Raw genomic sequence first — 13,332 nt, forward strand, 5'->3', positions numbered from 1 at the left:
AGCAGCTATACGACCACATTTGCAAAATTTATGCAGCGATATGTACTTATCTGCCGACACGCAGAAACTTACGACCCTTATCCTCTACAACCCGACTTTGAACGGGAGCTCACACCTGAAGGTATACGGAAGGCAAACGAAACGGGCAAATGGGTGCGGGAAAAGTACCTGAAATTAGATGCTATAGTAGCAAGTCCGGCACGCCGCTCCAGCGCTACAGCCCAGATCATAGCCAACAGGTTATACTTCGATCAGGATAAAATTACCTACGACCCCGAAATCTATAATCCCAGAGAGGCCCAGTTACTTCAATCGCTAAGCCATCTCCCTGATTCAGTTACGAAAGTTCTGATCGTTTCGCACAACCCGGCACTCACCCAAATGGTGAGGAACCTGGTGAACAGTAACTTAGGGTACCTGGAGCCGGGTCAGGTTATAGTTGTGTCTATAGACCTGGAACACTGGCAGGACATTTATATAACTTCCGGAACAATTGCTGCCGATAGTTTTTCGCAGGCCATGTAAGTTTCCTTAGTTTTGGCTTAAACTTAATTTATACTTAGATTAGGGCTGCAGTTAACTATAGCTGATCTATTTCAACAAAAACACGCAATGGCAACAACCACGGTAGCCGTCATAAACCAGAAGGGCGGCACAGGTAAAACCACTACAACTATAAACTTAGGAAGTGCTTTAAGCAAACAGGGTAAACGCGTTTTACTGCTCGACCTCGATCCGCAGGGCAATCTTTCTTATTCCTTAGCTGTGACAGAGCCAAAAGCAACTCTGGCCGATGCCTTTTTAGGAAATACTTCCTTACAGGATGTGCTGGTAGAAAAAGACGGCCTCTGGGTTGCTCCAGGTTCTAACGAGCTGGTTGATATAGAGATATCGCTTGTGTCTCAGCCCGAGCGTGAGAAATTTCTGCAAACAATGATCAAAGACCTGAAAGGCTTCGACTATATTTTGATAGATTGTCCGCCTTCCTTATCGGTTTTAACACTGAATGCACTTACTGCCGCAACCGAAGTACTGATACCGCTACAAATGGAGGTTCTGACGCTTCAGGGCCTCGATCAGATATTAAATACAGTAGAAAAAGTAAAAAAAGCGTTTAACCCGAAACTTAAAATAAAAGGGATCGTAGTTGTCATGTTTGATATGCGCAGAAAGCTGAGCCAGGAAGTGCTGGATTACCTGCAGCAGAATATAAAAGAGTACATTTTTAAACAGAACATACGTCTTAATGTTAAACTTGCCGAAGCACCTTCGTTTGGTAGAAGCATCTTAGACTACGACGCAACATCGAATGGTGCAAAAGACTACATGGCGCTTGCTGACGAATTTATATCCAGGTAAGCAACCTTTACAACAGTATTTGAACGATCCGATTAATTTGATTAATTTGCATGTCATACATTTTTATCCGGTAACAGGAGCGAAGTGTGTTAAAGGCATATCCGGCCTTTTTAGTACAATTCAAAAAGCAATTCAACAAAACACATATGGCCTTAGGTAAAAACTTGAAGTTGAGTAAGGACAAGCTCATCAGTGACGTAGAAGGCAGTACAGCAACTACACCGGCACCTAAAGCCGAGCGTAGCAAAAAGGCTACTTCAACGGCCGTTGCAGACACACCCGATGCAACAGCAACACTGAACACTGCAACCGCAGATAAACCTTCAGACCTTAATAAAGCATCGATGCCCCCAAAATCAACAAACGGCAAGGATGCCCGCATTACAGATGAAAGCCTGCTGCAAAACCCTGATTACATTAACGAGCAGCTGAACAAGGTACTTTACGCACTCGATGCCTTTAAAAAAGGTGATATTTCGGTGCGACTTACCAAACAGAACAACGATATTTTTGCCGAGATAGCAGAAGCTTATAACTCGATGGTGGAAATGATCGGTGGTGTGGGTGGCGAGGTGTCACGTATCTCAAAAGTAGCCGGTGTGGAGGGTAACCTGAAAGCCCGTGCTTCTGCTGAGAACGCTTCCGGTTTCTGGAAGGACATGATCAACAACATCAACGGTCTTGTGGATTCGATTGCGGTACCGGTACTCGAGGTAGGTAAAGTACTTAAGAACATCTCGCGCGGTAACCTGGATGAAACATTCCAGATCCCGGTATCGGGTGACTTTAAGGTGATGGCCGAAACGATTAACCGTACCATCGACAACCTGAACCTGTTTGCCGGTGAGGTAACCCGTGTGGCGCTTGAAGTGGGTACGGAAGGTAAACTGGGTGGCCAGGCATCGGTACCAAACGTAGCGGGTGTATGGAAAGACCTGACCGATAATGTAAATACCATGGCTGCCAACCTGACACTTCAGGTACGTGATATTGCCAACGTATCTACAGCGGTTGCGAAAGGTGACCTTACTCAGAAAGTATCGGTGGATGTTCGTGGTGAAATTGCCCAACTGAAGGATAACGTAAACCAGATGGTGGACTCACTTAACATCTTTGCTGACGAGGTAACCCGTGTGGCACGTGAAGTGGGTACGGAAGGTAAACTGGGCGGCCAAGCGAAAGTGCCTAATGTTGGTGGTGTTTGGAAAGAACTTACTGATAACGTGAACACGATGGCATCGAACCTGACTTCTCAGGTACGTGACATCGCAAACGTATCAACTGCTGTTGCGAAAGGCGACCTGAAGCAGAAAATCACGGTAAATGTTCGCGGTGAGATGGCTGACCTGAAGGAGAACATCAACCAAATGGTGGACTCCCTGAATATCTTTGCTGGTGAGGTAACCCGTGTTGCCCGCGAGGTAGGTACAGAAGGTAAATTAGGTGGCCAGGCAAATGTGCCAAAAGTAGAAGGAACCTGGAAGGAGCTTACTGAAAATGTAAACCTGATGGCTTCTAACTTAACACTTCAGGTACGAGATATCGCTAACGTAGCAACCGCGGTTGCGAAGGGTGACTTAACTCAGAAAGTATCTGTGGATGTGAAAGGTGAGCTGGGTGACCTGAAGGATATATTGAATGAAATGGTGGACAGACTGAATGTGTTCGGCGCGGAAGTATCGCGTGTGGCACGTGAGGTAGGCACCGAGGGTATACTGGGTGGCCAGGCAAATGTACCGAACGTTGGTGGTGTATGGAAAGACCTGACCGACAACGTAAACTATATGGCCAGCAACCTTACCAGCCAGGTGCGTGACATTGCAAATGTAGCGACTGCGGTAGCGAAAGGTGACCTGAGCCAGAAAATTACGGTGAATGTAAAAGGCGAGCTTGCCGACCTGAAAGGGAACATGAACCAGATGGTGGATTCCCTGAATATCTTTGCTGACGAGGTAACCCGTGTGGCACGTGAAGTAGGTACGGAAGGTAAACTGGGCGGTCAGGCTATAGTTCCGAATGTGGCTGGTGTATGGAAAGACCTTACAGACCATGTAAACTCGATGGCTGCCAACCTTACGCTGCAGGTACGTGATATCGCGAACATTTCTACTGCCATTGCGAAAGGTGACCTTACCCAGAAAATTACAGTTGATGTAAAAGGAGAGATGCTCTTACTGAAAGAGAACATTAACCAGATGGTTGACTCCCTGAACATATTTGCCGGTGAGGTAACTCGTGTGGCTCTTGAAGTAGGTACGGAAGGTAAACTTGGCGGTCAGGCAGTAGTGCCGAACGTTGGTGGTACCTGGAAAGAGCTTACTGATAACGTAAATACGATGGCATCGAACCTTACAACACAGGTGCGAGGTATTGTAAAAGTAGTAACAGCGGTATCGAAAGGCGACCTTACCCAGAAACTAAGCCTGGAAGCACGTGGTGAAGTAGCAGAACTTGCCGAAACGATCAACACCATGGTGATTGACCTGAACAGACTGGCTGGTGAGGTATCTCGTGTGGCAAGAGTTGCGGGTGTGGAAGGTAAACTGACAGAACGCGCTACACTGAAAGGCGTGGGTGGTAGCTGGAAAGAACTGGTTGATACACTTAATGATCTGTTAGAATCTATAGTTACGCCGGTGCTGGAAGTGTCTCGAGTAGTACGTGCCATCTCTGAAGGTGATCTTACCCAGAAAGCTGAAATTCAGACTGCGGGTGATATCCTGGATATGGCAAATGCACTGAATCTTGCGGTAGATAACCTGAATGCACTACTTGGTGAGATAAACGATTCATCGCTTGTAGTAGGAACTTCTTCCGAAGAAATGGCCATCAAAGGGCTGGATATGAACAAAGTGACACTGGATGTGGCTTTGGCAATGCAGCAGATGGCGGAAGGTGCTCAGAACCAGGCATTAAAAACAGACCAGGCCTTTAAACTGATCGAAGAGATCATGAAAGGTACAAAAGAGACTGCCAACCGTGCTGAAGTTGTGAACAAAACGGCATTATTAGGTGAGGAAAGCTCTCAGATAGGTCTGAAAACTGTAGCGGAAGTGGTAAAGAACATGGAAGAGATCTCCAGCTCTGCGGCACTTACAGCTAAAACAATTGAAGTATTGAGCACACGCTCTCAGGAAATATCGAAGTCACTTGGTGTGATCACGGACATCGCCGCACAAACTAACCTACTTGCCCTAAACGCTGCTATTGAGGCGGCCAGAGCAGGTGAAGCAGGACGTGGTTTTGCGGTAGTAGCTGAAGAGATCAGAAAGCTGGCGGAAGGTTCTCGTAAGTCTGCAAGTGAGATTGCCACGCTTGTTGAGGACGTTAAGAAAGATACAGCTTCAGCAGCAACTGCGATCTCGACCATGGAAGGCCGCGTATTAAAAGGAAAGAATGCAACATTCGAAGCATCCAGTGCCTTTAAGAACATTGCAGCATCAAGTGGTGAAACGCTGAGAACGGCACAGGATATCTTAACAGCAACTGAAGTTCAGAAATCATCCATCGGGGACGTTGTGAAATATGTGGAGGAAGTGGTTGCTATTGCGGAACAGACAGCATCTGGCACGCAGCAGGTAGCGAGCACTGCCAAGCAGCTTTCTACTTCGATGCAAGAACTGACTTCATCTTCTCAGAACCTGAACGACATTGCGGCCGACCTGCAGATCAGTATCTCTGCCTTCAAACTTATTGATGGTAACATCATCTTTAACCATAGCAAGCCATCTCGTTTAGCATCTATACCTGTAGGAAACGGAACCATGAAGCGTACACCAGCCAGAACACAGGCAACAGGTAGAAGTAACAGAATGAGCAACAACTAATTAAGTATGCCGACTAAAAAAGGTAAAACCTCTGAAACATCTGTAACGCCAGAAGAGGGAACAGTTGTTTCAGGAAATGGTAAAGAGGAGTCAGCAAAAGTAAAAGCAAACGAACCGCTGCTGCACCTGATCGTTTTTAAACTTGGAGCCGAGTTCTATGGTATTAAAATTGAGCAGGTAAAAGAGGTTACCGTTACGCCTGCTATAACCCGCATGCCACGCACACCTGATTTTGTTAAAGGTGTTGCCAACATACGTGGAGATATTATAGCTATAATGGACCTTGAAGAGCGTTTCGGGATTCGCCCGGATACTTCTGTTTCTGCCGGCAATGCATCTTATACTTTAGTAATTGAGGCTAGAGAGTACAGCATTGGTGTAGTAGTGAAAGAAGTACCGCAATCGCTTAATCTTTCTGTTTCCAAAATGGATAAAACACCGTCCTTTTTACAGGACATCGCTGTACAGGAAAACTATATTGAGGGTATAGCAAAAGTAGATAACCGCCTGATTATTGTGCTGGATATGTACAAGATACTTTCCGGTGACGAAATAAAGCAGTTATCAAACTAAGAACGACTAAGAAGCAACTTCACAAATTATGAAAAGAATACTGATAGTAGATGATTCTTTCTACATGCGCACCATGTTAAAGAACATGCTGACCGACGCCGGCTACGAAATAGTGGGCGAAGCACCTAACGGACAAACTGCGCTGGAACTGGCCAAGGAAACTAAGCCGGACCTGATTACACTGGATGTTATACTGCCGGATAATACTGGTTTGGATGTATTGAAAGGTATAAAAGCGGATCAGCCTGATATGAAAGTGATCATTGTGAGTGCGGTAGGGCAGGAAGTGATTGTCAATGAGGCGCTGGAATATGGTGCGCTTTCCTATATTGTGAAGCCATTCTCGGAAGAAAAAGTACTGGAAGTAGTTAGCCAGGCATTGAAGGAAGAATAGACCATTACTTTATTCTGATTTAGTACCAATTTTTTATGCTGAAGTCGGCAAATGGCATCAAAGTTTTGATTGCAGATCAGTCGAGCCATACGCGGCTGGTGTTGGAATCGATACTGAGTGACCAGAAGGAAATTTGTGTGGCAGGGCTTGCTGCTGATGGGGATGAACTACTAAAGTGCCTGAAAGAACAGGAACCGCATGTTGTTCTGGTAAACTACGATCTGCCAAAGAACAACAGGCTCTTTACGTTCAAGCGCATTTTCAGTGAAGCACCAACTCCCATTATTCTGATGATACAAAGGGAGCAGTTGACATTGGAACTTATACAGGAAACAACAGCGCTAGGCGTATTTGCCATTGTTCTGAAACCTGAAAATAAAAAGTATCCGGACTTCAGGAGTATAGCTCCGGAGTTGATAAGTAAGGTAAAGGCTGTAAAAGAAACTATAAACTGGGATGTTCAGCAAATGCTGGAGCACCTGACACTGCAGGTTGAAACTGAAAATGCGAAACCACGCGTTGCAAAGCCTATAGTAGAAACAGTTATAGTTATCGGGGCGTCTACGGGTGGTACGCAGGCCATCGAGCAGATTGTAAAAGAACTGTCTGATGAATTGCGGGCAACTATACTGGTTGCCGTGCATTTACCGGCCGGTTTTACAAAATCGCTGGCAGAGCGACTACAGGGACATACCAAACTTACGGTAACCGAAGGCAGGCAAGGACTACTTCTGAAACCAAATAAACTTATAGTTGCACCAGGCGGGCGCAATATGGTCATACAACCAATAATCGGGAATACGACCAACTATAAAATCAGCTTTGCAGAAGAACTGGCGCATTCGTACGACCGGCCTTCTGTAGATCTACTCATGCAGTCGGTAGCGAACAGTAATATTAAACAGGTGCTTGGTATTATTTTGACCGGAATGGGAAAAGATGGAACTATTGGCGCCACAACCATACATAAAAGGGGCGGTATAGTAATTGCCCAAGACGAAGCTTCTTCCGCTATTTTCGGGATGGCCAAGTCAGTAATTGACAGCGGTATTTCGCACCATGTGCTGCCTTTGTCTGAAATACCACATTTCATTAACAGTTATGTGGCCGGTTTAAACACCGTTGGCGTAGCCGACGACACTTTATGAAATCGAGAGAACAGGAATATAAAGAAATATTTGTTGCAGAAGCGCTGGAGTATTTTGATGCCTTGAACAGGCATATCAGCGATCTGGAAAAACGACCGCAGGACGATCAGATCCTGGCGGAGATATTCCGTTTTCTGCATAACCTGAAGGCGAATGCCAAGGCCATCGGGTACCTGAAAATCTCAGACCTGTCGCATAAACTTGAAACGGCGTTCAGCCTTATCCGAAACAAAGAACTTAGCTTTAGCGATGAAGTTGTAACTGTTCTGTTTGAGGGAATAGACTTACTGGGCGAACTTATCCATAACATTGATAATGAAAGTTATGGAGAACCTGACCCTGTATTGCTCCGAAACCTTGATATTATAGTTGATAATTTATCGGACAGCACGATTGAACTGGCTAAAGTTCAGCGTTACAATACTTCAAAGAATCTGTCGCTATCCGAACTGGTTTATATCCAGATCAAAAAGCTGGATCATTTACTTAACCTGGTAGGGGAACTGGTGATTGACCGTGATCGTATTGTTTCAATAAGTCGGGAACTGGGTAACGATGAGCTTAAAAGTGTAAGTTCGCACCTTAACCGCATTACCGAAGACCTGCAGTATAGTATTATGGATGCGCGACTGGTAAGTATCGGTTCGCTCTTTAATAAATTTCCGCGTATAGTTCGCGACATCGCGACAGCTGAGAAAAAATCTGTGGATCTTACCATGTCAGGTCACGATATTCAGATCGACAGAAATATACTTCAGATCATCACAGACTCGTTACTGCACCTGGTACGCAATGCTATTACGCATGGTATCGAGAAACCGGAGAACCGCCTTAAAAAGAATAAGCCCCAGAATGGCAGTTTGTCTTTGGTTGCCCGTAACGACCGAGAGAATGTGCTGATACAACTGACTGACGATGGAAAAGGAATTGACCTGAACCAGGTACGCAAAGCTATAGTTGAGCGACAAATGTTACCAGCTGGTGCAGTAGAACACCTTTCTGATACAGAAGCTTTGTCTTACCTTTTTGAACCGGGTTTTTCGCTGGCCAAAGAGGTAACGGAATTTTCGGGAAGGGGAGTTGGACTGGACGTAGTTAAAAATGCAGTGGACTCAATTGGCGGCAGGATCCGGATCGAATCTGAGAAGGGGAAAGGTACCACTTTCATTCTTCAGTTACCGACATCTATTGCTGTAAAAGGTGCACTGCTGTTTGAAGTGGATGAGATATTTTACGCTATTCCGCTGATACATACCGAGCAGGTAGTGGCTCTCGACACAGATGATCTGCATCAAGTAGGAGGTGTTATGGTAGCCAATATTTTTGGTGAAACTATAACAGTTGTTTACTTGCATGAGCTCCTGAATGTAAAAGAACAGGATATTAACCTTGGTGATAAGTCCAGGTTGAAAGGCCTGATACAGAATATTATAATCGTATCTTACAACAACAGAAAACTGGGTTTAATTGTAGACAAACTATACAGACAGCAAGACATCGTGGTAAAGCCTCTGAGCAAGCCACTCGATGCTGTAGACCTGTATGGAGGTGTAACATTACTCGGTTCTGGAAAAGTTTGCCTGGTTTTGGATGTACCAGCGGTAACACGCTATTTCATCAGCAGAAGACAAGTGCTGGCAGGCGAACAAACTATATAGTAGTAGCATGACGAACATAACTGAACCTCACGTAACAGAACTAGAGCGAGATATAATTAAGGAAATCCTTAATATCGGGCTGGCGCGTGCAGCTGACTCTTTTGCTGCCATTGCTAAAGACAAAGTGCTGCTTAAAGTGCCGGATATACAGCTGATAGAGGTAAAAGAGTTGCTTAACCTGGTGTCCAGGTACGAAACCACTCACTTTATCATACAGTCTGATATTAAAGGTGATTTTAATGGCTCTACGCTAATGCTATTCTCTGATGACCATATAAACCGGCTGTCGGAGGTTTGCCTGAACATGCTGGATGTGCAGAAAGGCGAAGTTAGCGCCATGCAGGAATCGCTGCTACTCGAGATCAGCAATATCATAACAGGTGCGCTGGTAACCCAACTGGCCAATATCCTGAAATCAAACATTTACGGTTCTCCACCAAAAGCACCGAAGAGCCATATCGCCGATTCGTTAAAAGACATACTGGTACAACATCCTTTGTTTCAGCCGCTGGTCTTCACTGTGATCACCAAGTTTACCCATAACTTTAAAAGTGTTGAGTTGCCCTTGTTGCTGTTCTTCGATACAAGTACCTTCCTGAAAATACTGGAGATTATTCGCGCATTCGACATGGACAGTAAAACGCAACTATAACTTAACTTTTTCGACCTGATTTAACGAATACAAAAACGCTTTAACGCTTACTCCAGATTAAACTGTACATTCAACACACGCTATAGTTGAAAGACTATAATAGACTGGGTGTGCTTATAGTTTGGCTTCATTCATTTCAATTCAGCTTTAACTATAGCTCAGCTGCGGGTGTAACTATTGTTTCCTTTGCGCTACAAAAAGTGTATGCCATTCCGGCCTTACCTGTGTAGCTACCTTTCTCCCTGTTATTTTATTTGCCTCTTTTCTGATTGATAACTAATTGCATACCAGTCAAGTATACGATATGCTATCTGCTATACTTTTGATTATAGTTATAGTTTTTGTTTTTTTGCCTGATTAATACTTTTTAAAACTTTTACACGCATTTGATGAACGCATTAGGAAGACACATCCTGGTAGAATTTTACAACTGTTCTCCTGAGTTTATGAACGACGTTGTTCATATCGAGAACAGCATGGTAGCTGCCGCAGAAACTGCCGGAGCCACCGTAATAAATAGTACATTTCACCACTTCTCGCCATACGGAGTTTCGGGTGTGGTCGTGATTCAGGAAAGTCACCTGGCGATTCATACATGGCCGGAATATGGTTATGCAGCTGTCGACCTGTTTACCTGTGGCGATTCTGTTGACCCATGGGTATCTTATAACTATCTGAAAGATGCGTTCGAAGCGAGCCACGGTTCAGCTATGGAGTGCCGTCGTGGCCAGCTCGACCTTCTGAAGCGTATGGATTTCAACCTGGAGTCGTTGAGAGACGTATCTGCAAAACCAGAAGAAAAATTAGGGACTATAACCCGCGATGTATGGTTTACAGAGCGTGATGAGAACATTGCACTTTCGTTAAAGCATACCGGCAATCAACTATACAAAAAGGATTCTCCGTATCAGCGCGTAGAAGTTTTCGAAACATTTGCTTACGGTAACCTGCTTACCCTTGATGGTATGGTAATGTGCACGCAGAAAGACGAGTATGTGTATCACGAGATGATCACGCACGTGCCGATGTTCAGCAATCCAAAGGCAAAACGCGCCCTTGTAATTGGTGGTGGCGATGGCGGTACGGTTCGCGAACTGTTACGCTACGAGCAACTGGAAGAGGTTACGCTGGTAGAGATTGACGAACTTGTAATCGAAGCCTGCAAACTTCACTTACCTGAAACAGCTGTTGCCTTCGATAACCCGAGATTGAACCTGCTGGTTGAAGACGGTATCAAGTACATTAAAGAGTGTGAAAACGAGCGCTACGATCTTATTATAGTTGACTCTGCAGACCCTGTTGGTCCAGGCGAAGGCTTGTTTACAGCTGAGTTTTACCAGGAAGTTTACCGTTGCCTTACCAAAGATGGTATCATGATCACGCAAAGTGAATCGCCGCGCTTTAATAGTGGTGTATTTGTGGAGATCTACGATACGTACAAGCAGATATTCGGTGCTGAGAAAGTACACTGCTACCTGGCAGCTATTCCTACTTACCCTACAGGTACCTGGAGCTTCTCGTATTCTTCTAAAGGTGATGCACATCCGCTTCAGTATGATGTAAATGCTGCGGCCGCTTTCTCTCTAGAGCAAGGTCTTAAATACTATAACGAAGACATTCATAAGGCGGCCTTCGCGCTTCCTAACTTTGTAAAAGAACTTTTAAACGCTAAACCAGGTCAGGTAACCGATGAGTACTCCGCAGAACCAACAGCCTAATAGCAAAGCAGAAAAAATTGCCAACTTCGATCCGAATGGTGTAGGTGATGTAAATGCCGGTCTTTTCGGGCTGCCGTTTAATGTAGATGAAGCTGAAGTTGTTGTTATTCCTGTGCCCTGGGAAGTAACAGTATCCTATAGTGCCGGCACCGCTGATGGACCGCAGGCTATCCTGAATGCTTCTCCACAGATCGACCTGTTTGAGCCTGCCATAAAAGATGCCTGGAAAGCTGGTATCGCGATGGAAGAGATCTCGGAAAAATGGCACAATGTAAGTGACCAGCTGCGCGAGAAAGCCGAGAAATACATTACCTGGCTGGAAGAAGGGCAGTCGCAGGAGAACGCTGCTGAAATGGAGAATGTCCCTGCAGAAGTAACCGCCAAAGGCGAGGAGCTACTACAATGGCTAAAACATAAGGCACTAGGTTACATGGATCAGGGGAAAGCCGTTTGCGTACTTGGCGGTGACCATAGCACACCACTTGGTATGATACATGCCCTGGCTGAAAGACACGAAGAGTTTGGTATACTGCAACTGGATGCTCATGCCGACCTGCGCGTAGCCTACGAAGGCTTCAAGTATTCGCATGCGTCTATCATGTACAATGCACTGCAGGTGCCACAGGTTAAAAAACTGGTTCAGGTTGGTATCCGTGACCTTTGCCAGGCCGAAGCTGAAATGGCTGAGCAGTCGAATGGCCGCATCACTATTTTCTATGATGCCGTGCTGAAAGAGAACATGTATGCCGGTGACAGCTGGAAAAAAGAGTGTAAGAAGATCATCGCGCAGCTGCCCCAGAAAGTGTACTTGAGCTTTGATATTGATGCACTTGATCCGAAGCTTTGCCCGGGTACGGGTACGCCGGTTCCGGGTGGTCTGGAGTTTGAAGAAGCTATTTACCTGATAAAGCAACTGGTTAAATCAGGGCGCGAGATCATTGGCTGCGACCTGAACGAAGTTGCTCCAGGTGATACAGAATGGAATGGTAACGTTGGGGCGCGTCTGCTTTACAAGATCTGTAACTGGATGGCGGCGTCTCAGGGAAAACTAAAAGCTGAATTTTAATCTTTAAAGTGCCGGTTGCGTACTACGTTTAATAATATACCTTTACTATATACTTCTAAAGCTATAACTATGGGATTCATTATTAAACTATTACTAACCGGTGTGGCGGTGGTGCTTGCCTCGTATATTCTGCCGGGCGTTCACATCGATACATTCCTGACTGCGCTTATACTGGCTATTGTGCTGGCCCTGCTAAATGCTGTTGTCAGACCGATATTGGTTATCTTAACTATACCTGTAACTATAGTAACACTGGGATTATTTTTGCTGGTAATAAATGCCCTGATCATTTTGCTGGCTGACTACCTGGTAGCCGGTTTTAGTGTTGATGGCTTTATCTGGGCGTTGATATTCAGCTTAGTTCTCTCCGTTATAAATGCTATCCTGGATATGATCTTCTAGTATAGTTTATAGTTCATAAAAAAAGCGGGGCTGGTAATTTTACCAGCCCCGCTTTTTTTATGAACTATAGTTTAGCCGTTCATCCATTCGGCACAGGCATCTGCACATTCGCGGCAGGCGTCAGCACACTTCTGGCAATGGTCGTGCTTATGTTTACGGCACTCTTCTTCGCACATGCGGCAAATCTCAATACATTCCTTCATTACATGTTTGGCATGGTCAGAGTTTCTGGCCACAAAGCGTGCAGTTAATGTACAGATGTCTGCGCAATCGCGATCCAGCATAATACAGCGGGCCATCATCTTCACATCGTCTTCCTGCAGGCACATGGTAGCGCAAGTTTCGCAGGCAGTTATACATTTAATAAGTACATGTTCGAGGTTGTTTGTTCTCTCAGATTTCATAGTTTTTTATTTTGTTTGCTATGAATTAAACTACGCGCTCAAGTGTAGTTAGTTTTAAATCACCAGGTAAACAGGGGTAGAGGGTTAGGTAAAATAGCCGTATCTTTGGGTAAAGAGAACAGAGCAGCACA

Annotated in this window: 12 protein-coding genes; 11 read left to right on the top strand and 1 reads right to left on the bottom strand. The window is 45.1% G+C overall.

Features of this window, described 5'->3' with window-relative positions; translation table 11 throughout:
* The first annotated feature begins 30 nt into the window (after window positions 1-30).
* The 11 genes from ABS362_RS14595 to ABS362_RS14645 all read left to right on the top strand — a co-directional run bounded on the left by ABS362_RS14595 (window position 31) and on the right by ABS362_RS14645 (window position 12,797).
* On the top strand, window positions 31-525 hold the full coding sequence (locus ABS362_RS14595; RefSeq protein ID WP_350413233.1) for a SixA phosphatase family protein: 495 nt from the start codon (window positions 31-33) through the stop codon (window positions 523-525).
* A gap of 87 nt (window positions 526-612) precedes the next feature.
* The gene (locus tag ABS362_RS14600) at window positions 613-1,359 is read left to right on the top strand and encodes a ParA family protein (RefSeq protein WP_350413234.1); all 747 of its coding nucleotides are present in this window, start codon (window positions 613-615) and stop codon (window positions 1,357-1,359) included.
* 164 nt (window positions 1,360-1,523) lie between these two features.
* Window positions 1,524-5,186 carry a HAMP domain-containing protein gene (locus ABS362_RS14605; protein ID WP_350413235.1) on the top strand — a complete coding sequence of 1,221 codons (3,663 nt, stop codon included), beginning with the start codon at window positions 1,524-1,526 and terminating at the stop codon, window positions 5,184-5,186.
* Window positions 5,187-5,192: 6 nt separating this feature from the next.
* Window positions 5,193-5,759 (top strand): chemotaxis protein CheW, encoded by a 567-nt coding sequence (locus tag ABS362_RS14610; RefSeq protein ID WP_350413236.1) that lies wholly within the window; start codon window positions 5,193-5,195, stop codon window positions 5,757-5,759.
* Between the two features lie 28 nt (window positions 5,760-5,787).
* On the top strand, window positions 5,788-6,153 hold the full coding sequence (locus tag ABS362_RS14615) for a response regulator (RefSeq protein ID WP_350413237.1): 366 nt from the start codon (window positions 5,788-5,790) through the stop codon (window positions 6,151-6,153).
* A gap of 35 nt (window positions 6,154-6,188) precedes the next feature.
* Entirely contained in the window at window positions 6,189-7,301 is a 1,113-nt protein-coding gene (locus ABS362_RS14620; RefSeq protein WP_350413238.1) for a chemotaxis protein CheB, read from the top strand.
* Window positions 7,298-8,959 carry a chemotaxis protein CheA gene (locus ABS362_RS14625; RefSeq protein WP_350413239.1) on the top strand — a complete coding sequence of 554 codons (1,662 nt, stop codon included), beginning with the start codon at window positions 7,298-7,300 and terminating at the stop codon, window positions 8,957-8,959. The genes ABS362_RS14620 and ABS362_RS14625 overlap by 4 nt, the downstream gene beginning before the upstream one ends.
* 7 nt (window positions 8,960-8,966) lie before the next feature.
* Window positions 8,967-9,611, top strand: a complete 645-nt coding sequence (locus tag ABS362_RS14630; RefSeq protein ID WP_350413240.1) for a chemotaxis protein CheC — start codon at window positions 8,967-8,969, stop codon at window positions 9,609-9,611.
* Between the two features lie 389 nt (window positions 9,612-10,000).
* Window positions 10,001-11,329 carry a polyamine aminopropyltransferase gene (gene speE, locus ABS362_RS14635; protein WP_350413241.1) on the top strand — a complete coding sequence of 443 codons (1,329 nt, stop codon included), beginning with the start codon at window positions 10,001-10,003 and terminating at the stop codon, window positions 11,327-11,329.
* Complete coding sequence (locus ABS362_RS14640) at window positions 11,301-12,395, top strand: agmatinase family protein (RefSeq protein WP_350413242.1); 1,095 nt, start codon at window positions 11,301-11,303, stop codon at window positions 12,393-12,395. Before speE ends, ABS362_RS14640 begins: the two co-directional genes overlap by 29 nt.
* Before the next feature lie 69 nt (window positions 12,396-12,464).
* A complete protein-coding gene (locus ABS362_RS14645; RefSeq protein WP_350413243.1) occupies window positions 12,465-12,797 on the top strand; it encodes a phage holin family protein in 333 nt (110 codons plus the stop codon).
* Window positions 12,798-12,868: 71 nt separating this feature from the next.
* On the opposite strand, the gene ABS362_RS14650 is transcribed toward ABS362_RS14645, so the two are convergent.
* Complete coding sequence (locus tag ABS362_RS14650; protein WP_350413244.1) at window positions 12,869-13,201, bottom strand: four-helix bundle copper-binding protein; 333 nt, start codon at window positions 13,199-13,201, stop codon at window positions 12,869-12,871.
* Window positions 13,202-13,332: the final 131 nt, after the last annotated feature.

Origin of the sequence: Pontibacter populi, assembly GCF_040278685.1 — a bacterium.
Lineage (GTDB): Bacteria > Bacteroidota > Bacteroidia > Cytophagales > Hymenobacteraceae > Pontibacter > Pontibacter populi.